Source organism: Marivita sp., from assembly GCF_051859345.1.
Taxonomy (GTDB): domain Bacteria; phylum Pseudomonadota; class Alphaproteobacteria; order Rhodobacterales; family Rhodobacteraceae; genus Marivita.
Genome location: NZ_JBHYFV010000002.1, coordinates 236,229 through 256,837 on the forward strand (window position 1 = coordinate 236,229; position 20,609 = coordinate 256,837).

The 20,609-nt window shown below is 60.3% G+C and carries 15 protein-coding genes; 8 read left to right on the top strand and 7 right to left on the bottom strand.

The window, feature by feature from the left end; all coding sequences use genetic code 11:
* From ACTIEN_RS02755 to infB, 5 genes are all read left to right on the top strand, one after another.
* Window positions 1-4,080, top strand: coding sequence for a translocation/assembly module TamB domain-containing protein (locus tag ACTIEN_RS02755; RefSeq protein WP_439521572.1), 4,080 nt, complete (start codon window positions 1-3; stop codon window positions 4,078-4,080).
* 188 nt (window positions 4,081-4,268) lie between these two features.
* Complete coding sequence (gene rimP, locus ACTIEN_RS02760; protein ID WP_439521573.1) at window positions 4,269-4,838, top strand: ribosome maturation factor RimP; 570 nt, start codon at window positions 4,269-4,271, stop codon at window positions 4,836-4,838.
* A gap of 5 nt (window positions 4,839-4,843) precedes the next feature.
* Window positions 4,844-6,535: a transcription termination factor NusA gene (nusA, locus tag ACTIEN_RS02765; protein ID WP_439521574.1), complete on the top strand. Its 1,692-nt coding sequence runs from the start codon at window positions 4,844-4,846 to the stop codon at window positions 6,533-6,535.
* Between the two features lie 32 nt (window positions 6,536-6,567).
* Window positions 6,568-7,215, top strand: a complete 648-nt coding sequence (locus tag ACTIEN_RS02770; RefSeq protein WP_439521575.1) for an RNA-binding protein — start codon at window positions 6,568-6,570, stop codon at window positions 7,213-7,215.
* Window positions 7,212-9,701 carry a translation initiation factor IF-2 gene (gene infB / locus ACTIEN_RS02775; RefSeq protein WP_439521576.1) on the top strand — a complete coding sequence of 830 codons (2,490 nt, stop codon included), beginning with the start codon at window positions 7,212-7,214 and terminating at the stop codon, window positions 9,699-9,701. The genes ACTIEN_RS02770 and infB overlap by 4 nt, the downstream gene beginning before the upstream one ends.
* A gap of 71 nt (window positions 9,702-9,772) precedes the next feature.
* Here infB and ACTIEN_RS02780 read toward each other — a convergent pair whose 3' ends face one another.
* The 4 genes from ACTIEN_RS02780 to ACTIEN_RS02795 form a co-directional block, all read right to left on the bottom strand.
* Window positions 9,773-9,907, bottom strand: coding sequence for a hypothetical protein (locus tag ACTIEN_RS02780; protein WP_439521577.1), 135 nt, complete (start codon window positions 9,905-9,907; stop codon window positions 9,773-9,775).
* A gap of 106 nt (window positions 9,908-10,013) precedes the next feature.
* Window positions 10,014-10,412, bottom strand: coding sequence for an 8-oxo-dGTP diphosphatase MutT (gene mutT, locus ACTIEN_RS02785; protein WP_439521578.1), 399 nt, complete (start codon window positions 10,410-10,412; stop codon window positions 10,014-10,016).
* Between the two features lie 3 nt (window positions 10,413-10,415).
* Complete coding sequence (argJ, locus tag ACTIEN_RS02790; RefSeq protein WP_439521579.1) at window positions 10,416-11,645, bottom strand: bifunctional glutamate N-acetyltransferase/amino-acid acetyltransferase ArgJ; 1,230 nt, start codon at window positions 11,643-11,645, stop codon at window positions 10,416-10,418.
* A gap of 3 nt (window positions 11,646-11,648) precedes the next feature.
* Window positions 11,649-12,500, bottom strand: a complete 852-nt coding sequence (locus ACTIEN_RS02795) for a peptidylprolyl isomerase (protein WP_439521580.1) — start codon at window positions 12,498-12,500, stop codon at window positions 11,649-11,651.
* A 175-nt stretch (window positions 12,501-12,675) separates the two neighbouring features.
* Between ACTIEN_RS02795 and secA the strand changes: the two genes are divergently transcribed.
* From secA to ACTIEN_RS02810, 3 genes are all read left to right on the top strand, one after another.
* Window positions 12,676-15,387, top strand: coding sequence for a preprotein translocase subunit SecA (gene secA / locus ACTIEN_RS02800; protein WP_439521581.1), 2,712 nt, complete (start codon window positions 12,676-12,678; stop codon window positions 15,385-15,387).
* A gap of 106 nt (window positions 15,388-15,493) precedes the next feature.
* Window positions 15,494-16,459 (top strand): translocase, encoded by a 966-nt coding sequence (locus ACTIEN_RS02805; protein WP_439521582.1) that lies wholly within the window; start codon window positions 15,494-15,496, stop codon window positions 16,457-16,459.
* Window positions 16,460-16,484: 25 nt separating this feature from the next.
* The gene (locus ACTIEN_RS02810) at window positions 16,485-18,044 is read left to right on the top strand and encodes a phosphate ABC transporter substrate-binding/OmpA family protein (protein ID WP_439521583.1); all 1,560 of its coding nucleotides are present in this window, start codon (window positions 16,485-16,487) and stop codon (window positions 18,042-18,044) included.
* Between the two features lie 7 nt (window positions 18,045-18,051).
* On the opposite strand, the gene radC is transcribed toward ACTIEN_RS02810, so the two are convergent.
* From radC to ACTIEN_RS02825, 3 genes are all read right to left on the bottom strand, one after another.
* On the bottom strand, window positions 18,052-18,795 hold the full coding sequence (gene radC / locus ACTIEN_RS02815; RefSeq protein ID WP_439521584.1) for a RadC family protein: 744 nt from the start codon (window positions 18,793-18,795) through the stop codon (window positions 18,052-18,054).
* Between the two features lie 66 nt (window positions 18,796-18,861).
* Window positions 18,862-20,016 carry a molecular chaperone DnaJ gene (gene dnaJ, locus ACTIEN_RS02820; protein WP_439521585.1) on the bottom strand — a complete coding sequence of 385 codons (1,155 nt, stop codon included), beginning with the start codon at window positions 20,014-20,016 and terminating at the stop codon, window positions 18,862-18,864.
* A gap of 77 nt (window positions 20,017-20,093) precedes the next feature.
* Window positions 20,094-20,609: Hsp70 family protein (locus ACTIEN_RS02825; RefSeq protein ID WP_439521586.1), on the bottom strand; the 516-nt coding region annotated here is incomplete at its 5' end.

The following is a 20,609-nucleotide window of genomic DNA, read 5'->3' on the forward strand; positions in this document are numbered from 1 at the left end:
ATGCGTTTTATTTCAGCCCTTCTTGTCTTGCTCTGGTGGCCGCTGGCCAGCTTTGCGCAGGACAGTGACGACGACCCCGGCTATCTGGCCGGGCTGTTGCAGGACGCACTGTCGGGGGCCGGGCGCGATGTGCGGATTCAGGGATTTCAGGGGGCCCTTTCGAGCGAGGCGTCGATCGAGCTTTTGACAATTTCGGATGCGGAAGGCGAATGGCTTCGGGTCGAAAATGTGGTTCTGGACTGGAGCCGGGCGGCGCTTTTGCGCGGAGTTGTGGACGTCACGTCGTTCACGGCAGACAGCGTGGTTGTGTCGCGTGCGCCGGATGCGGGGCCGGATGTGCCCAGCGCCGAGGCGACGCCGTTCACGATTCCCGATTTGCCGGTCTCCATCCAGATCGAAGAGATCGCGGTGCGGTCGGTTCAGCTTGGTGCGCCGCTATTGGGGGAAGCGGCGGAATTCTCGATCACCGGCGCGGCAGAGCTTGATGGCGGCGGCGCGGATCTTCAGTTCAATCTTGACCGGATCGACAGCAAGCAGGCGCAGATCCAGCTTGCGGCAAGCTTTGATCCGTCGTCCCGAGAATTGGCGGTGAACCTGAACGCGGAAGAAGCCGAAGGTGGGCTTGCTGCGACGTTGCTTGGCATTCCGGGCGCGCCATCGGTGGCATTGACCGTGCAGGGAGAAGGACCGGTTGATGATTTCGAGGCGCAGATCGCGCTGGCGACGGATGACACGCCGCGTATTACCGGCACCGTGGCCATCCTTGCCCCCCAAGAGTCTGGCGGTTGGGACGTGCGGGTCGATATCAACGGCGACCCGACGCCGCTATTGACCGAGGATGTGCGCGACTTTTTCGGCACCGATATCGGATTGCGCGCGCGGGTGGTTCGCGATGCCTCTGGTCGGACGGAATTGCCGGAATTCGATCTGACGGCAAACACGTTGTCCTTGACCGGGAGCGCAGTGATTTCCGAGACAGGGTGGCTTGAGGCGCTGGATGCCGAAGGGCGGATCGCCAACCCCGATGGCGGGGCTGTGGTTCTTCCGGTTGGCGGTGGCGACACCCGAGTGGAGTCCGTCACGTTTGATGCGGTGTTCGACGATCAGCTTTCGTTCGATGCACGGGTGGTGGAGTTCGAAAACCCGGCGGCGACGCTGGACGCGCTGAGCCTGACCGGGCGCGGCGAGATTGACCAGCAGAGCTTTGCCGAAAGCGGTCAACTTGGGTTGGATATCACATGGACTGCGCAAGAGCTTGCCCTGAGCGATCCCGGACTGGCCGAAGCGGTCGGGACGGATCTGTCGGGTGCGGCGCGGGTGGATTACCAAAGCGGCCAGCCGGTGCGCGTTACCGGGCTGGAAGCGAATGGTGAGGATTTTGGCCTGAACGGCGCCGCCACATGGACTGCCGAAGACGCCATGCCGTTGGCGTTGGACCTGCGGGTGATCGCGCAGGACATCACGCGCTTTTCGACAGTGGCTGGTCGACCGCTTGATGGGCGCATCGAAGTGACCGTTGACGGAACGGTGGCGCCGATTTCCGGCATGGCCGATCTGGTGATCGACGGAACCACGCTTGACCTTGCCATCGGGCAAGATGTGGTGGACCGCATTCTGGCGGGTGTCGGGTCGGCACGACTGGACGTGCGGCGCGATGAAACCGGGACAACGCTGCGCGCGGCACGGGTGGTGACACCGGCGGCGAATATCGAAGCGACCGGCAAGATCACCACCGAGGCGACCTCGCTACGGCTTAATGGCAATCTGAGCAATCTGGACCGGGTGTATCCCGGCGAGGCCGAGGGGTCAGCGCAGATCAATGGCGGTGTGACCCTGTCCGGGACACAGTTGCGCAATCTTGAGATGACGGCGGACCTGTCCAACCAGAACCAGCCTGTGCGGCTTCCTTTTGCGGGAGGCATGGAATTGGAGACCGGTACGGTTGACATCACCGCGACCGGCGGGCCTGACGGGACATGGGAGGCCGATATTGCGCTGCGGGAAATTCAATCTCCGCAGGTGTCTGCGCGCACGTTGGCGCTGTCTGGCAATGGTGATATTACGCAGGCCGAAAGCGGCGGGCTTGTGTCGGTTGGGGGCGATCTTCGGGCTGCGGGGACGCGGCTGCAACTGGCGGACGCCCGGCTGTCACAGGCAGTTGGCTCCGATCCAACGATGAGGACCGCGTTTGAGTGGGTGCAGGAGGGCGAGCGGCTGACGGTTCAGGCGTTCCGGCTTGAGACCGGGGCGATTGATGCGACCGGGTCTGCCATGATCTCGGGCGCTCTGAGTGCGCCGGATGCGGAGTTTGCGCTGTCCTTGGCGGCGGATACGCTTGCGCCGCTGTCGGGGCTTGCGGGGCAACCACTTCGGGGGAGCGCGACGATTGACGTGACCGGCACCTATCAGGTTGGCGGCGATTTCGATGTGACGGCCAGCGGTCAGGGCACCGGGCTTGGCATCAACAATAGCACCGTGGATCAGCTTCTTGCAGGGGTAACGCGGTTTGAAGTCGGCGCGACCGGGCAGAATGGGGCGCTCGACCAGTTGTCTGCCGATGTGCAGAACCAGGAGATCACGGCGTCGGTCAGCGGTCCGCTCAGCAATCTGGATATCACGGCGCGGCTACGCAATGTCGGACTGATCGCGCCGGATTTTCAGGGCGCGTTGGTGGTCGATGGCACAGTGCAGCAGCAAAGCGACGGTTATGGTGTCAATATTGATCTGGATGGTCCGGGGGGCACCACGCTTGCCGTGAATGGCCGGGTCGCAAATGGCGGGACGGCCAATATTGATGTGAACGGTGCTGCGCCTTTGGGCCTTGCCAATGTGTTTATCTCGCCGCGGCGTCTGAACGGTCAGGCCAATCTGAACCTGCGGTTGGCCGGTCCGCTGGCGCTTGGCAGTCTGTCGGGGACGATCACGCCACAGGGCGCGGAATTCAGCGCACCAACGCTGGGCATTGTGCTTGCACCGATTTCCGGCCAGATCCAGTTGACCAACGGCGCTGCTCAGTTGGGGCTGACAGCGCAGGGGAACAACGGTGGATCGGTCGATGTGAACGGGCGGTTGGGCCTGAACGGGTTTGACGCGGCCATCACGGCAACGCTGAACCAGTTCGGAATCCGCGATGTCGATCTGTACGACACCAGCATTGACGGAACTGTATCGCTGAACGGGCCGATCGGACGCAACCTGCTGGTGAGCGGGGATCTGCGGCTGAACGAGACCGAGATCCAGGTGCCCTCGTCCGGTGTTTCGGCGCTTGGGGACATTCCGCCGATTGATCATCTGGGCGCGACGCGGCCGGTGATGCGGACGCTGGACCGGGCGGGGATCGCGAGCAGCGCTCAACAGACCGTCGAAGCCGCCCGCGGACCATCCAGCACACGGCTGGACCTGACGCTGAGCGCACCCGGCCAGGTGTTTGTTCGGGGTCGCGGGCTTGATGCGGAACTGGCCGGACAGTTGCGGTTGACCGGACCGACGTCGGATATCATTCCCCAGGGCGGGTTCGAGCTTGTCCGCGGTCGGTTGGACATCCTGAACCAGCGGTTCACGCTGGACGAGGGGCGCATTCAGTTGAGCGGCAGTTTCAACCCGATTCTGCGATTTGTTGCCGAGACCGAGGCAAACGGGATCACCGTGCGTGTCATTCTGGAAGGACCGGCTTCATCGCCGGAGATTTCGTTCTCGTCCTCGCCGGAATTGCCCGAGGACGAGGTGCTGGCTCAGCTTTTGTTCGGGCGCAACCTGTCGAACCTGTCGGCGTTGCAGGCGCTGGAATTGGCCAATGCGGTGGCCACTTTGGCCGGACGCGGCGGGATCGGGATTTTGTCGCGGCTGCGGGACGGGTTCGGATTGGATGATCTGGACGTCAGCCAGACCGAGGACGGCGGCACGGCGGTGCGTGCAGGCAAGTACATTTCGGACAATGTCTATTCCGATGTGGTGGTTGAAAGCGGCGGACGGACCGAGATCAATCTGAACCTTGATGTGACCTCGGACATCACCGCGCGGGGCAGTGTCGACAATACCGGCAATTCGTCGGTCGGTATTTTCTTTGAGCGGGATTACTGAAGGCAGGTCTGACGGTCTTTCCCAACGTCCGGGCCAAACGACCGGGACTGGTTCACGAAACCCCTTGCAGACTCAGGAACGGCTAAGTATATGCACGTCAACAGCGGCGTGTTGGCTTCGGTCGGCACCCACCGAATTCTTCAACGGGCCGCGCGCCCGTTTTTTTGTGTCTGGAGTTCTACACGACAATGTCTGACCTGATCGCAAAAGCCGCGATGGACCGACGTCTGGCCGAGATCGTCACCCCTGTCATCGAGGACATGGGATTCGAATTGGTGCGAATCCGGTTGATGAGCGGCAAGTTGGCCACGTTGCAGATCATGGCTGAACGTCCTGAAGGCGGGATCGAAGTGGATGAATGCGCCGCCATCAGCACGGCGGTGAGCGCGACGTTGGATGTCGAGGACCCGATTCTCGACACCTACACTTTGGAAGTGTCGTCGCCGGGGATCGACCGGCCGCTGACGCGGCTCAAGGATTTCGACACGTTCGAGGGCTACGAAGCCAAGATCGAGACATCCGAGATGATCGACGGGCGCAAGCGCTTCAAGGGCGTGTTGGCCGGTGTCGAGGGTGACGAGGTTCTGATCAATATCGACGAGGGCACGGTTGGACTCAAGTTCGACTGGCTGACCGATGCGAAGCTGGTGCTGACCGACGACCTGATCAAGGAAATGCTGAAGGCGCGAAAGGCCCAAGGCTTTGACGACAAACAATTTGACGACGTGATTGAGGCCGAAGGGCCCGAAGAGGAGTAAGACCGATGGCAATCACCTCCGCCAACCAGTTGGAACTGTTGCAGACCGCCGAAGCGGTGGCGCGCGAAAAGATGATCGACCCCGGTCTGGTTGTCGATGCGATGGAAGAAAGCCTCGCCCGTGCCGCGAAGTCGCGCTACGGGTCCGAGATGGACATTCGCGTGGCGATCGACCGCAAGACCGGCCGCGCGACCTTTACCCGTGTGCGCACCGTGGTCGAGGATGAAGAGCTTGAGAACTACCAGTCGGAGTTCACCCCCGAGAGCGCCAAGCCCTATTTCGTTGCACCAAAGCCGACCCAGAATGCGGTCTGGCTGCGGGACGGGCAGCCGATCACCGACTTCGCAGCGCCTGCACAAGTAGGTGACAGCTTTGTCGAGGAAGTGCCGCCGGTGGAAATGGGCCGGATCGCGGCGCAATCCGCCAAGCAGGTGATCCTCCAGAAAGTACGCGAAGCCGAACGTGACCGCCAGTTCGAGGAATTCCAGGACCGCGCAGGCACCATCATCAACGGTGTGGTCAAGCGCGAGGAATACGGCAACGTCATCGTCGATGTGGGCCGGGGCGAAGGCATTCTGCGCCGCAACGAGAAGATCGGCCGCGAAAGCTATCGCAATGGCGACCGCATCCGTTGCTACATCAAGGATGTGCGTCGCGAAACACGCGGGCCGCAGATTTTCCTGAGCCGCACCGCGCCCGAGTTCATGGCCGAACTGTTCAAGATGGAAGTGCCGGAAATCTATGACGGCATCATCGAGATCAAGGCGGTTGCCCGTGATCCGGGATCGCGCGCCAAGATCGCGGTGATTTCCTATGACAACTCGATCGACCCTGTCGGTGCCTGTGTGGGTATGCGCGGCAGCCGGGTTCAGGCGGTCGTGAACGAGCTTCAGGGCGAGAAGATCGACATCATTCCGTGGAACGAGGACATTCCGACCTTCCTTGTGAACGCGCTTCAGCCTGCCGAAGTCAGCAAGGTGGTTCTCGACGAAGATGCCGAGCGCATCGAAGTTGTGGTCCCGGACGAGCAGTTGTCGCTGGCGATTGGTCGTCGTGGTCAGAACGTGCGTCTGGCATCGCAGCTGACAGGGCTTGATATCGACATCATGACCGAGGAAGAGGAATCGGCGCGTCGTCAGAAGGAATTCGAAGAGCGGACACGCCTGTTCATGGACACGCTGGATCTTGACGAGTTCTTTGCACAGTTGCTGGTGTCCGAAGGATTCACCACGCTGGAAGAAGTGGCTTATGTCGAGGTTGATGAGCTTCTGGTCATCGACGGCGTGGACGAAGACACGGCCGAGGAATTGCAGACCCGTGCCCGCGAGAACCTTGAGGCACAGGCCAAGAAGGCGCTAGAAGCGGCGCGTGAACTGGGTGCCGAGGACAGCCTGATCGACTTTGAAGGCCTGACGCCCCAGATGATCGAAGTGCTGGCCAAGGATGGTGTCAAGACGCTTGAGGATTTCGCGACCTGCGCGGATTGGGAACTGGCCGGTGGCTGGACCACGGTTGATGGCGAACGTCATAAGGACGAGGGTCTGCTTGAACCCTTCGACATGTCGCTGGAAGAGGCGCAGCATCTGGTCATGACCGCCCGCGTTCTTCTGGGCTGGGTTGATCCAACCGAGCTTGAGGCAACGGACGACGAAGACGCCGATACCGAACTGGACGACGTGGAAGAAGAGCAGGCCTGACCTGCGCAACAGAAATAGGGACGACGACACAGGTGACACGCGGCGGAAAAGACAAGGATCGGGAAAGTGGCCCGGAGCGCAAATGTATTGCGACCGGAGAGGTGCGCCCGAAATCCGAGCTGATCCGCTTTGTCGTCGGACCGGACAATAAGCTTTTCCCGGATCTGGCAGGTAAACTGCCCGGTCGGGGAATTTGGGTCACGGCAGAGCGCGCCGCCCTTGAAAAAGCGATCAAGAAGAACATGTTTCAACGGGCGGCGCGAACCGAGCTGAGCGTGTCTGGCACCCTTGTCAGCGATCTTGAGCAGCAGCTTGCGCGCCGTGTTGTCGATCTGATAAGTCTTAGCCGCAAATCCGGCGTTGCGATCTCGGGCTATGAAAAAGTCAAGGATGCCCTGTCCAAGGAAACGGCAGAGGTGCTTCTGCAGGCCGAGGACGGATCAAGCCGCGGGAAATCAAAACTAAGTACTCCGCATTTTGGCCATTACATTGGCTGGCTTACGGCAGATGAGCTTGGAATGGCCTTTGGTCGACAAACTGTGATACATGCCGCGCTTGGTGCTGGTGGACTCACGCAACGTGTTGTAGAGGAAGCGCAAAGATTGAAGGGCTTTCGCATCGGAACGTCTGATGCAAAGACAGTGGCAGGGGCCGCTGGGAAGGAAAAAAGAGCTAAATGAGCGATAACGACGGCAAAAAGACTTTGGGTTTGCGCGGCGGCGGTCCCCGGTCAGGGAACGTAAAGCAGAGCTTCAGCCATGGACGCACCAAAAACGTCGTGGTGGAGACCAAGCGCAAGCGCGTTGTGGTGCCGAAACCCAATGCAGTGAAAGGTGGGACCGAAGGGTCTGCCAAAGCGGCGGTTGCAGCTTCGGGGAACAAACGTCCGGCCGGGATTTCCGATGCCGAGATGGAGCGCCGTCTGAAGGCTTTGCAGGCCGCGAAGGCGCGCGAAGGCGAAGAAGCCGCGGCCCGCGAGGCCGAAGAAAAGGCACGCGCCGAGGAACGTGAGCGGATGCGTGCCGAGAAAGACGCCAAGGAGCGCGAACAGCGCGAGGCGGAAGAAAAGGCCCGCAAGAGAGCGGAAGACGAAGAGCGCAAGGCGCGCGAAGCGGCGGAAGCCGCCAAGCAAGCCGCGGAAGGTCCGCCGGTTGATGCACCTGCTGCGCGCCAGCCGTCAGGTGGACCCAAGCCCGCACAGGCCGCGCCGCGCAAAACAGATCGTGAACGCGAGGACCGTGGTCGTCGCAAGGCCGACGATGCGGGACGCCGGTCCGGCAAGCTGACACTGAACCAGGCTCTTGGCGGTGAAGGTGGACGTCAGAAGTCCATGGCCGCGATGAAGCGCAAGCAGGAGCGTGCGCGGCAGAAAGCCATGGGCGGCAGCCAGCCGCGCGAAAAGGTCATGCGTGACGTCAGGCTGCCGGAAGCGATCACCGTTGCCGAACTGGCCAACCGTATGGCCGAACGTGTGGGTGACGTGGTGAAATCGCTGATGAACAGCGGGATCATGGCGACGCAGAACCAGACGATCGACGCCGATACGGCAGAGCTCATCATCGAAGAGTTCGGCCACCGGGTGACACGCGTGTCCGACGCGGACGTGGAAGACGTGATCAAGGAAGTTGTGGATGCGGACGAAGATCTGCAACCCCGGCCTCCGGTCATCACCATCATGGGCCACGTTGACCACGGCAAGACATCGCTTCTGGATGCCATTCGCGAAACGAATGTCACCTCTGGCGAAGCGGGTGGAATCACGCAGCATATCGGTGCCTATCAGGTCACGACCAAAGACGGATCCGTCTTGTCGTTCCTCGACACACCGGGCCACGCGGCGTTTACGTCCATGCGGTCACGCGGTGCGCAGGTGACGGATATCGTCGTTCTGGTTGTTGCTGCGGATGACGCAGTGATGCCGCAGACGATCGAAGCGATTGCCCACGCGAAGGCGGCCAAGGTGCCCATGATCGTGGCGATCAACAAGGTCGACAAGCCCAGTGCAAACCCGACAAAGGTCCGGACCGATCTGTTGCAGCACGAAGTGGTTGTGGAACAGATGTCCGGTGATGTGCAGGATGTCGAAGTCTCTGCCATCTCGGGACAAGGTCTGCCGGAGCTTCTTGAAGCCATCGCGCTTCAGGCTGAAATCCTCGAACTCAAGGCCAACCCGAACCGGGCGGCCCAAGGTGCGGTGATCGAAGCGCAGCTGGACGTGGGCCGTGGCCCCGTGGCGACGGTTCTGGTTCAGAACGGCACGCTGCGTCAGGGCGATATCTTTGTTGTGGGCGAGCAGTACGGCAAGGTGCGTGCGCTGATCAACGACAAGGGTGAACGCGTCAAGGAAGCGGGGCCGTCTGTCCCCGTCGAGGTTCTTGGTCTGAACGGCACACCCGAAGCGGGTGACGTGCTGAACGTGACCGAGACCGAAGCGCAGGCGCGCGAGATCGCGGAATATCGTGGCAACGTCGCCAAGGAAAAGCGTGCGGCACTGGGTGCGGCGACGACCCTGGAACAGCTGATGCAAAAGGCCAAGGAAGACGAGAACGTTTCGGAGCTTCCGATTCTCGTCAAGGCGGATGTGCAGGGCTCGGCCGAAGCCATCGTTCAGGCGATGGAGAAGATCGGCAACGACGAAGTGCGCGTGCGGGTTCTTCATTCGGGTGTGGGTGCGATCACGGAAACCGATATCGGCCTTGCCGAAGCGTCGGGGGCGCCGGTGTTCGGGTTCAACGTGCGTGCAAATACGTCGGCGCGAAACACGGCCAACCAGAAGGGTGTGGAAATCCGCTATTACAGCGTGATCTACGATCTTGTGGACGACGTGAAGGCGGCGGCCTCGGGCCTGCTGAGTGCCGAGATCAAGGAGACCTTTATCGGCTATGCCGAGATCAAGGACGTCTTCAAGGTGTCGAACGTGGGCAAGGTTGCCGGCTGTCTGGTCACCGAAGGCATTGCCCGCCGCAGTGCCGGTGTCCGTCTGCTGCGCGACAACGTGGTGATCCACGAAGGCACGCTCAAGACACTGAAACGCTTCAAGGACGAAGTGGCCGAAGTGCAGTCGGGTCAGGAATGCGGTATGGCCTTCGAGAATTACGAAGATGTTCGCGCAGGCGACGTGATCGAGATTTTCGAGCGGACCGAAGTGGAACGTGCGCTGGACTGAGGTCCGGACAACTGGACATAGAAAAGGGCAGCTGTGAGGCTGCCCTTTTTCGTGTCCGCCGCGTGACTTGTTTACGCGCCGCTGAGAACCGGAAGTCCGGTAAAGATCCGGTTTCCGACACGCACGCAGATACGCCCATCGGGCAGTGTCTTCTCGAGAATGCCCTGCACGGACATGCAACTTCCGACGATGATTGTCTTCAACACGTCAACTCTCCCCCAAGGTCTGACAATATCTAGGTAGATTGTCGCCAAAATCATTACCAGTGGAAATCTTCCGCCGAGACAGCGCATGCGACGAAAGTGGCTATCTTTAGAGCCAATCGCGCAGGATCGGGATCAGGGGGATGTCCGCCGGAGGCATGGGATAGTCCTTGAGTTGGTTCGCCCGCACCCATTTGATTGCCTGACCCTCTTTCGATTCGGGGGTGCCTTTCCATTTCCGGCAGGCAAAGAGCGGCATCAGCAGATGGAATGACTCGTAGCTGTGCGACGCGAATGTGAGCGGGGCCAGACAGCTTTCCCAGGTGTCGATCCCGAGCTCTTCCTGCAATTCGAGGATCAGGGCCTGTTCCGGGGTCTCGGATGGCTCGACCTTGCCGCCGGGAAATTCCCAGAGACCGGCCATGGATTTGCCTTCGGGGCGTTGAGCCAGAAGGATGCGTCCGTCAGGGTCGATCAGGGCGACGGCGGAAACCAGAACGATCTTCACGGTTCAGGACCGGTAATCCGCGTTGATCGAGATGTAGCCGTGGGTCAGGTCACAGGTCCAGACAGTTGCGGCACCCTCACCCATGCCCAGATCGACGGTCATGGAGATGTTTTGTTCCTTCATGATCGCCGCGCCCTGCTCTTCGCGGTAGTCGGGATCGACCCAGCCGTTGCTGGCAACTTTGACATCGCCGAACGAGATACTGAGCGTGTCGCGATCAGCGGGCGCACCGGATTTGCCGATCGCCATGACAACGCGGCCCCAGTTGGGATCTTCACCCGCGATGGCGGTTTTCACCAGCGGGGAATTGGCGATGGCCATGGCGTGGGTCTTGGCGTCGGCGTTGTTGAGTGCGCCGGTGACGGTGATTTCCACAAACTTGGTCGCGCCTTCGCCGTCGCGGACTACCTGATGTGCGAGGTCTTGCATAACGTGGTGCAGGCCATCGCGGAACGCGGTGTCATCGTCTCTCACGGACACGCCGGATGCGCCTGTCGCGGCGACCAGAAGCGTGTCGGAGGTGGACGTGTCGCTGTCGACGGTGATGCTGTTGAAAGTCTTTTCGTTGAGCGCAGAGACCAGCGATTGCAGATCGGTCTGGGCGATCCTGGCGTCTGTGAAGATGTAGACCAGCATCGTCGCCATATTGGGCGCGATCATGCCCGACCCTTTGGCGATGCCTGCAATGGTCACAGAACCACCGGGCAGGTCCACGCGCGTGGTTGCGCCCTTGGCGAAGGTGTCGGTGGTCATGATCGCCTTGGCAGCCGCGGGCAATCCCGCCTCGTCAAGAGTGTCGTAGAGCTCCTGCACCTTGGCCTGAATGCGGTCATGCGGAAGGCGTTCGCCGATGACACCCGTCGAGCTGGTGAAGACGCGTGTGGTCGAGAGGCCGGCAACGCGCGCGACCTCGGCACAGATGGCTTGGACCGACTCGTCCCCTGCCCGCCCGGTGAAGGCGTTGGAATTGCCGGAATTGACGATGATCGCCGCTCCCGTGTCGTCCCCCAGGCGGATTTTCGACTGGCAGTCCAACACGTTGGCAGAGCGTGTGGCAGACTTGGTGAAGGCGCCCGCCACACAGCTTCCGGGATCGAGCATAGCCAGCATCACGTCGGTTCGCCCGGCGTATTTCACGCCCGCCGCAGCGGTTGCAAATCGTGCGCCCTTGATGACGGGCAGGTCCGGGAAACTGGCGGGTGCCAGCGGGGAGACCGATGTGATCTTGGCCAAGGTTTATTCCTCCAGAAGGTCGATATTGCTGAGGATCGAGGTGTCCACCTCTTCCTTGGCGGTGCGTGTGATGTCGGCAGCGTTGGTCAGTTCGTCGATCTTTTGGCTGACGGCGTTCTGGCTCAGGATACCTTCAAGCTCGCCGCGCACGGCGTCCAGTTCGGGGGCTTCCTGATTGCGCTTTTCGTTTAGAGTGATGACGTGCCAGCCGAATTGGGTCTGGACCGGTTCAGAGAGTGCGCCAACCTCCATCGCTTCGACAGCGGTCTGGAATTCCGGAACCATCATACCCGCGCCAAACCAGCCCAGCTGACCACCGTTCGGGCCGGACGGACCGGTGGATTTTTCACGCGCAACTTCGGCAAAGTCCGCGCCGCCGTTCAATTCTTCGACAATGGCCGCCGCTTCTTCCTGTGTTTCAACAAGGATGTGCGAGGCGTTGAATTCTTCGGTTGGGTCACCCTGAAGGTAGGTTTCTTCGTAAAGAGCCTGAACAGCTTCGTCCGTGACGGCCTCATCGACAAGACCTTCGATGGCTTGAGCAGCGAAAAGCGCGCGGCGTTCGTTTTCAAGAGCAAGCTGAACGCGACGGTTTTCTTCACCTGTTTCAAGTTCGCTCAGCACGCTTTGCTGCACGATCTGGTCCAGGATGCCGTCCCACAGAACCTCATCGGGTAGTTGCTGATACTGCTCTGGCAGCGACGCGCGCACCATGAGCATGTGGCCCAACGTGATCTCGGTGCCATTGACCGTGGCCATTACAGAGTCGGCGGTCAGCGTGTCCTGCGCCTGAACCGGCAGGGCCAGCATCAGGGCGAACGCGCTTGCGGACATTTTTGCGATGAGATTCGTCATGTTTGATCCTTCCAGAGCCGCCCGTGCAGTCGGGGCGACATTGACAGTGTATTTCCCTGACCTTACATCGCCACAAGGCGCTGCAAGGCCAGTCGTTCCCCTGTGACATATGGGCTGTGTGCGAGGCGGGCAAGCAGATGCCGCACACGAAGATGTCAAACCTGAAAGAGAGACCATGCTGGGATTAGGGAAAGTCGCGCGCAAGGTGTTCGGAACGCCGAATGACCGCAAGATAAAGGCGACGCGCCCGCTGGTCGAAAAGATCAACGCGCTGGAACCGGAGTTCGAGAAACTGAGCGATGCGCAGATTCTTGAGAAATCGGCCGAGTTCAAGGCGCGCCATACCAACGGTGAGTCGCTTGACGATCTGCTGCCCGAGGCGTTTGCCAATTGCCGCGAGGCCGCAAAGCGGGCGCTGGGGCTGCGTGCCTTTGATGTGCAGTTGATGGGCGGGATTTTCCTGCATCAGGGCAACATCTCGGAAATGAAGACGGGTGAAGGCAAGACGCTTGTGGCGACTTTCCCTGCCTATCTGAACGCGCTGACGGGGCGCGGTGTGCATATCGTGACGGTCAACGACTACCTTGCCAAGCGCGACAGCGAATGGATGAGCAAGGTGTACGGCGCGCTTGGTCTGACCACCGGCGTGGTCTATCCGCGCCAACCCGACGACGAAAAGCAGGCGGCCTATGCCAGCGACATCACCTATGCGACGAACAACGAACTGGGGTTCGATTACCTGCGCGACAACATGAAGTCCGAACTGAACCAGATGTATCAGCGCGACCATTTCTTCGCGATTGTGGACGAGGTGGATTCCATTCTTGTCGATGAGGCGCGCACACCGCTGATCATTTCGGGTCCGGCGCAGGACCGCAGCGAACTTTATGTCTCTATCGACAAGATCATTCCGTCCCTGACGGAAGAGCATTACACCATTGACGAAAAAACCCGCAACGTGACCTTCACCGACGAAGGCAACGAGTTTCTGGAGCAGACGCTGCACGAACTGGGTCAGCTTCCCGAAGATCAATCGCTTTATGATCCCGAGAGCACCACGCTTATTCACCATGTGAACCAGGGTCTGCGCGCGCACAAGCTTTTCCAGCGCGACAAGGATTACATCGTGCGTGACGGTGAGGTGGTGTTGATCGACGAATTCACCGGGCGGATGATGGCGGGACGTCGCCTTTCGGAAGGTCTGCATCAGGCCATCGAAGCCAAGGAAGACTGCAAGATCCAGCCCGAGAACGTCACGTTGGCCAGTGTGACCTTCCAGAACTATTTCCGGCTTTATGAAAAGCTGTCGGGCATGACAGGGACAGCCGTGACCGAGGCTGCGGAATTCGCCGAGATTTACGGGCTGGGTGTGGTCGAAGTGCCGACCAACCGCGAAATCACGCGGATTGACGAAGACGACAAGGTCTATCGCACGGCGCAGGAAAAATACGACGCCATCGTCGCCGAGATCAAGAAGTCGCATGCCGATGGGCAGCCGGTTCTGGTTGGCACCACGTCGATTGAAAAGTCCGAAATGCTGAGTCAGTTGCTGACCAAGGCAGAGCTGAAGCACAATGTTCTGAACGCGCGTCAGCACGAGCAGGAAGCGCAGATCATCGCGGATGCAGGCAAGCTGGGCGCGATTACCATCGCCACCAACATGGCCGGACGCGGCACCGACATCAAACTGGGTGGCAATGTCGATCTACAGATCATGGATGCCATCGAGGCCAATCCAGAAGGCGACCCGGAAGAGATCCGCAAGAGGATCGAAGCGGAACACGATTCAGACGAACAGGCCGTGAAAGACGCCGGAGGTCTGTACGTTCTGGCCACCGAGCGGCACGAAAGCCGCCGCATCGACAACCAGTTGCGCGGCCGGTCCGGCCGTCAGGGGGATCCGGGGCGGTCATCGTTTTTCCTGAGCCTGGATGACGACCTGATGCGCATCTTCGGGTCCGAGCGTCTGGACAAGGTTCTGTCGACGCTGGGTATGAAAGAAGGCGAAGCGATCATTCACCCTTGGGTGAACAAGTCGCTTGAGCGCGCACAGGCCAAGGTCGAGGGCCGCAACTTTGACATCCGCAAGCAATTGCTGAAATTCGACGACGTGATGAACGACCAGCGGAAGGTCATCTTTAGCCAGCGTCGCGAAATCATGGAAGCCAAGGACCTTTCGGAAATCGCGCAGGACATGCGGCATCAGGTGATCGACGATCTGGTGGACACCTACATTCCGCCCAAGTCCTATGCGGATCAGTGGAACACCCAGGGGCTGCATGACGCGATCAAGGAGCTTGTCGGGTTTGATGCGCCTGTTGTGGAATGGGGTGACGAGGAAGGTGTGGACGCCGAAGTGATCCGCGAACGCCTTGAGGAAACCTCGGATGCACATATGACGGAAAAGGCCGAAGCGTTTGGCCCGGATACGATGCGCCAGATCGAAAAGCAGGTTCTGCTTCAGACCATCGACGGCAAATGGCGCGAACATCTGCTGACGCTTGAACATCTGCGGTCGGTTGTCGGTTTTCGGGGCTATGCGCAGCGCGATCCATTGAACGAATACAAGTCCGAGGCGTTCCAGCTTTTTGAATCGATGCTGGACAGCCTGCGGGAAGACGTGACCAAGCAGCTTGGCCAGGTGCGTCCGATGACGGAAGACGAACAGAAGGCGATGTTGCAACAGCTTGCCGCGCAGCAGGCCTCCATGACCCGTACCGCCGAAGCAGCGACACCGCAGGAAGGTCCGGCCATGGGACACCCGGAGGCCGCAGCGGACGGGTTTGACGAGAACGATCCGACGACATGGGGCAATCCCGGACGGAACGATCTTTGCCCCTGCGGGTCAGGCAAGAAGTTCAAGCATTGCCATGGGCGGCTGACGTAAGGCGGATTGGTCACAAAGCCGACGCAAAGTGACCAAACCGGTGCCCTAGCCGCACCCAAATCCTCTGGCAGACAGACCGGTGCAGGACACGCATCGGGAGTCTGCCATGGACCGCAAATCATCCATTCGTATCGCCGCCGTCACGGTTGTGGCCGCGCTCGGAATTGGCGCGGGGATGCAGTATTACTGGCCGGGTGAATCCACGCCGGACACGGCCCAGGCACCGCTGGTTCTGTCGGATGTGCAGGAAGTGTCGTCGTCGCCGCGTGCGCAGATCCCCATGGATGCGCCGGTGACCGCGTCTTTGCCCACCTCGATCGTCAGCATCGCGGCTTTGAAAGGTGAAGAGCCGGAAATCGTTGTCCCGATGGCCCCCGCCGAGAGCGGCTTTGACTGCGACATCGACATGACCGCCACCCCGATCGCCGGGGCGATGATATCGGTCACGCTCAACGCACCTTGCCATGGCAGCGAACGGGTCACCTTGCACCACAACGGGCTGATGTTCACCGATCTGATGCAGCCTGATGGCACATTGTCGGTGGATGTTCCTGCGCTGAATGAGACCGCATTGGTCATCGCATCTTTCCTGGATGGCGGTGGTGCTGTGGCAACGGCAGAGGTCACATCCGTGCCGTTTTATGACCGCGTGGTTCTGCAATGGCGCGGCAATTCCGGCCTGCAACTGCACGCCCGTGAATTTGACGCGCAATACTTTACCGCAGGTCACATCTGGCAGGGTTCGGTTTCGGACGTGACGCGGGCAGCAAAAGGACAGGGCGGGTTCTTGACCACGCTTGGCTCGACCGACGCGCCGGATGCCTTGCTGGCCGAGGTCTACACCTTTCCCACGGGCATGACCGACACGTCGGGGACCGTGGCCCTGACGGTCGAGGCAGAGATCCTTGCGTCGAACTGCAACACCAGTGTCGAGGCGCAAACGCTTGAAATTCGCAACGGAAAAGACCTCATGTCCAAGGAACTGACGATTGACGTTCCGGGATGCGACGCTGTTGGTGATTTCTTGCTGTTGAAAAATCTCGTCGAAGACCTGACAATCGCCGCAAAATAAGCGGGCGGTTCAAAGGCGCTTTTACATGAAACATCTTTGTGCGGCGCTTTGGGCCGCACTTTTCCTTTTCGTTACCGGTGTTTCGGCATGGGCAGACGACGTGACCCTGCGGTCGCGCGATGGCGCAATCGAGCTTTCTGGCACCTTGCTTGGTTTTGACGGGGAGTTTTACCGGGTTCAGACGCAATATGGTGAACTGACGGTTGATGGCTCTGGTGTGCTGTGCGAGGGGCCAGGATGCCCGTCGCTGACCAATTATGTGGCTGAGGTGTCGATTTCGGGCTCTTCAACCGTGGGTGAGGTTCTGATGCCCGCGCTGGTCGAAGGGTTTGCCCTTCAAAACGGGTTGAAGGCCGAGCGGATCAAGGAAGACAACACCCATTTCGAATATGTGCTGTCCGAAACAGAGGGTGGATCGCCGGTTGGTCGGTTCCATTTCCGCGTGTCGAGTACGGATGAAGGTTTTGCCGATCTGTTGGCGGACGAGGCCGATCTTGTGATGGCGCTGCGCGAAATCCGACCTGGAGAACTGGCGCTGGCGGCAGAGGTCGGGTTGGGGCGGTTGGACGATGTGAACCGAAGCCGTGTTCTTGCGCTTGATGCGATGACGGTGATCGTGTCGCCGATGAACCCTGTGTCCGCGCTTTCGGTGTCGGACCTTGCGCGCATCCTGTCGGGTGAGATCGACAATTGGCGCACCTTGGGCGGAGAGGATGCGCCGATTTCGATCCATATGCGGGATGCACAATCCGGGATCGCCCAAGCGGTTGAGGATCGGGTTCTGAGACAAGCGCGGATGTCGCTGGCAGACGGTGTGCACCGACATCCGACAAACACGGCACTGGCGCAGGCCGTTGCAGAGGATCAACTTGCCATCGGGGTGGCCAGCTATTCCGAGATCGGCAACAGCAAGGTGCTGGCTCTGTCCGGACCTTGCGGGTTTCAGTTGCGGGCCAATCGGCTGACGATCAAGACCGAGGATTATCCGCTGACGGCGCCGATGTTCCTGTATATTCCGGCGCGGCGTCTGCCCAAGCTGGTGCGCGAGTTCCTGGCTTATACCCGCACAGGCCCGGCCCAGATCATCACCCGGCGCGCCGGGTTTGTGGATCAGGCCCCCGAAGAGATTTCGTTGAATGCTCAGGGAGACCGCTTTGCCAACGCGATCCGCGTCGCGGAGGGTGAGGACGGGTTGGGATCCCTGAAGCGGATGATGGACACGCTGGCCCCGCTGCGCCGCTTGTCGACCTCGTTTCGGTTCGAAGCGGGGGCGGCGCGGCTGGACGCGCAATCGCGGTCGAACGTGCAGCAATTGGCGCATGCGATCGAAGCCGGCGTTTACGACGGTCGGCAGTTGGTGTTTGTCGGGTTTTCGGATGGCGCAGGCCCGGCAGATGGGAACCTTCGGATAGCCCAACAGCGCGCGCAGGTTGTGAAGCAGGCCATTGAAACAACGGTCGAGGCATCAAGCCTGTCACAGCTTGTGCTGGCCACGGATGCGTTCGGAGAGGCGATGCCGATGGCCTGTGACGACACAAGATGGGGCCGACAGGTGAACCGCCGGGTCGAGATTTGGGTGCGGTAATTCGGGGTTAGAGGTAGCCTTCGGATTTGAAGCTGACTTCTTTGGATTTTCCGATGATCAGGTGATCGTGGATCGTGACCCCTACCGCATCGCAGGCGCGGGCGATTTCTTCGGTCATGGTGATGTCGGCAGTCGATGGCGTGGGATCACCCGAGGGGTGGTTGTGTACAAGGATGAGCGCCGACGCGTTCAGATCCAGCGCACGTTTGATCACCTCGCGCGGGTAGACCGGGACATGATCGACGGTGCCCTTGGCCTGGATCTCATCCGCGATCAGCACGTTCTTGCGGTCAAGGAACAGGATGCGGAACTGTTCGGTTTCGCGATGGGACATGGTCACGCGGCAATAGTCGAGAAGTGCGTTCCAGCTTGAGATCACCGGGCGCTTCAGAACGCGGGCCTGTGACAGGCGATGGGTTGCCGCCTCGATCAGTTTGAGGTCAAGCGCCACTTCGGGACCAACGCCATCAACCTCTTTCAGGCGTTCGATGGGGGCGGAAATCACGCGGTTGAAGTCACCGAATGTTGTGATCAAGCGGTTGGCGATAGGTTTCACGTCGCCGTTCTTGAGCGCCCGGAACAAAAGCAATTCCAGCAATTCGTAATCCGGGAGCGGTTCGGCCCCACCGATCAGAAAACGGTCGCGCAGGCGTTTGCGATGGCCCCTGATATAGGACGGCACAGACGGTTTCAGCGGCGCGGGTGCCGCCGCTTCGAACAGGGACGGTTGTGAGGAGTGCGAAAGTGCCATGCGGCAATCATGGGCGCAAAACGCTTAATGAATCGCTAACGGCCCCACGCAGGCGGGGCCGTTGTCTTAGCCTTTCATGGAATCCCAAAAGCCTTTGACAGATTTGAAAAAGCTCTTTGATTCCGGGTTGTTGTCTTCGCTCAGTTCTTCGAATTCGCGCAGCAGATCTTTCTGTTTCGACGTCAGATTGACCGGCGTTTCCACCGCGAGTTCGATGAACATGTCGCCCTGCCCCGCGCCGCGCAAGGCGGGCATGCCTTTGGCGCGCAGACGCATCTGGCGGCCCGATTGGCTGCCGCCAGGGATGGCGACACGGCTGCGGCCGCCGTCGATGGTGGGGACTTCGATATTACCGCCAAGCGCCGCGACGGTCATCGACACGGGAACGCGGCAATGCAGGTGGACGCCATCACGTTCGAAGAGGTCGTGCTGTATCACGTCAATGAAGATGTAGAGATCGCCCGGAGGTCCGCCACGCAGACCGGCTTCGCCTTCACCAGCAAGGCGGATGCGGGTTCCGGTTTCCACACCTTTGGGAATGTTCACCGACAGCGCGCGGTCCTTGTGGACACGGCCCGCGCCGGCGCATTCCTTACAGGGATTTTTGATCGTCTGACCAAGGCCCGAACAGGTCGGGCAGGTCCGTTCGACGGTAAAGAAGCCTTGGGTTGCACGGACCTTGCCCATGCCCGAACAGGTCGGACAGGTTGTCGGTTCCGCGCCGCCTTCGGCACCGGAGCCCGAGCACGATCCACACTGAACCGATGTTGGCACCTGAATGGTCTTCTGCATGCCGGTATAGGCGTCTTCAAGCGTCACGCGCAGATTGTAGCGCAGATCCGCCCCGCGCGAGGCGCGTTGACGTCCGCCGCCGCGCTGGCCACCCATGAAATCGCCGAACAGGTCGTCGAACACGTCAGAAAACGCACTGGCAAAGTCGCCTTGCCCCTGTGCACCGCCAAAGCCGCCAGGCCGGCCGCCGCCACCCATGCCGCCTTCGAAGGCCGCATGACCGTAGCGGTCATAGGCTGCTTTCTTGTCGGCGTCCTTGAGGACCTCGTACGCCTCGTTCGCTTCTTTGAACTGGTCTTCGGCCTTGGGATTGTCCGCATTGCGATCCGGGTGCAGCTCTTTCGCCTTGGAGCGATAGGCTTTCTTGATCTCATCCGCCGAAGCGCCTTTGGACAGGCCGAGCACATCGTAATAGTCACGTTTGGACATCATGCCCTCCTTCTACGGAACGAAAGTGGCCGGCCCGGTGTCCGGACCGGCCACTCATCAGTTCCGCCCAACAAGAGTTAGGCGCGCTTGTCTTCGTCGAGATCTTCGAAATCGGCATCAACGATGGTGTCATCGTCGTCACCGCCCCGATCCGCAGCGGCAGGTTCGGAGTCGCCGTCGTCGGCTTGCGCCTTGTAGATCGCTTCGCCCAGCTTCATCGCTGCTTCGGTTACGTTCTGGATGCCCGACTTGATCTTGTCGGCGGTGGATTTTTCATCCTCCAGATCATCCTTGAGCGCCGCAATAGCCAGTTCGATGGCTTCGACCGTCGTTGGATCGACCTTGTCGCCATGTTCTTCCACCGACTTTTCGGTCGAATGGATGAGGCTTTCGGCCTGGTTGCGGGCCTCGACCATTTCGCGACGTTCCTTGTCGGACTCGGCGTTGGCTTCGGCATCCTGAACCATCTTTTCGATGTCTTCATCGGACAGACCACCGGATGCCTGGATCGTGATGTTCTGTTCCTTATTGGTGCCCTTGTCCTTGGCGGACACGGACACGATGCCGTTGGCGTCAATGTCGAACGTCACCTC

Bases quoted from the DNA above. Each gene is read 5' to 3' on its own strand.
- ACTIEN_RS02755 (WP_439521572.1), top strand. From the start codon at position 1: ATGCGTTTTATTTCAGCCCTTCTTGTCTTGCTCTGGTGGCCGCTGGCC.
- rimP (WP_439521573.1), top strand. From the start codon at position 4,269: ATGTCTGACCTGATCGCAAAAGCCGCGATGGACCGACGTCTGGCCGAG.
- nusA (WP_439521574.1), top strand. From the start codon at position 4,844: ATGGCAATCACCTCCGCCAACCAGTTGGAACTGTTGCAGACCGCCGAA.
- infB (WP_439521576.1), top strand. From the start codon at position 7,212: ATGAGCGATAACGACGGCAAAAAGACTTTGGGTTTGCGCGGCGGCGGT.
- ACTIEN_RS02795 (WP_439521580.1), bottom strand. From the start codon at position 12,500: ATGACGAATCTCATCGCAAAAATGTCCGCAAGCGCGTTCGCCCTGATG.
- secA (WP_439521581.1), top strand. From the start codon at position 12,676: ATGCTGGGATTAGGGAAAGTCGCGCGCAAGGTGTTCGGAACGCCGAAT.
- ACTIEN_RS02805 (WP_439521582.1), top strand. From the start codon at position 15,494: ATGGACCGCAAATCATCCATTCGTATCGCCGCCGTCACGGTTGTGGCC.
- ACTIEN_RS02810 (WP_439521583.1), top strand. From the start codon at position 16,485: ATGAAACATCTTTGTGCGGCGCTTTGGGCCGCACTTTTCCTTTTCGTT.
- radC (WP_439521584.1), bottom strand. From the start codon at position 18,795: ATGGCACTTTCGCACTCCTCACAACCGTCCCTGTTCGAAGCGGCGGCA.
- dnaJ (WP_439521585.1), bottom strand. From the start codon at position 20,016: ATGTCCAAACGTGACTATTACGATGTGCTCGGCCTGTCCAAAGGCGCT.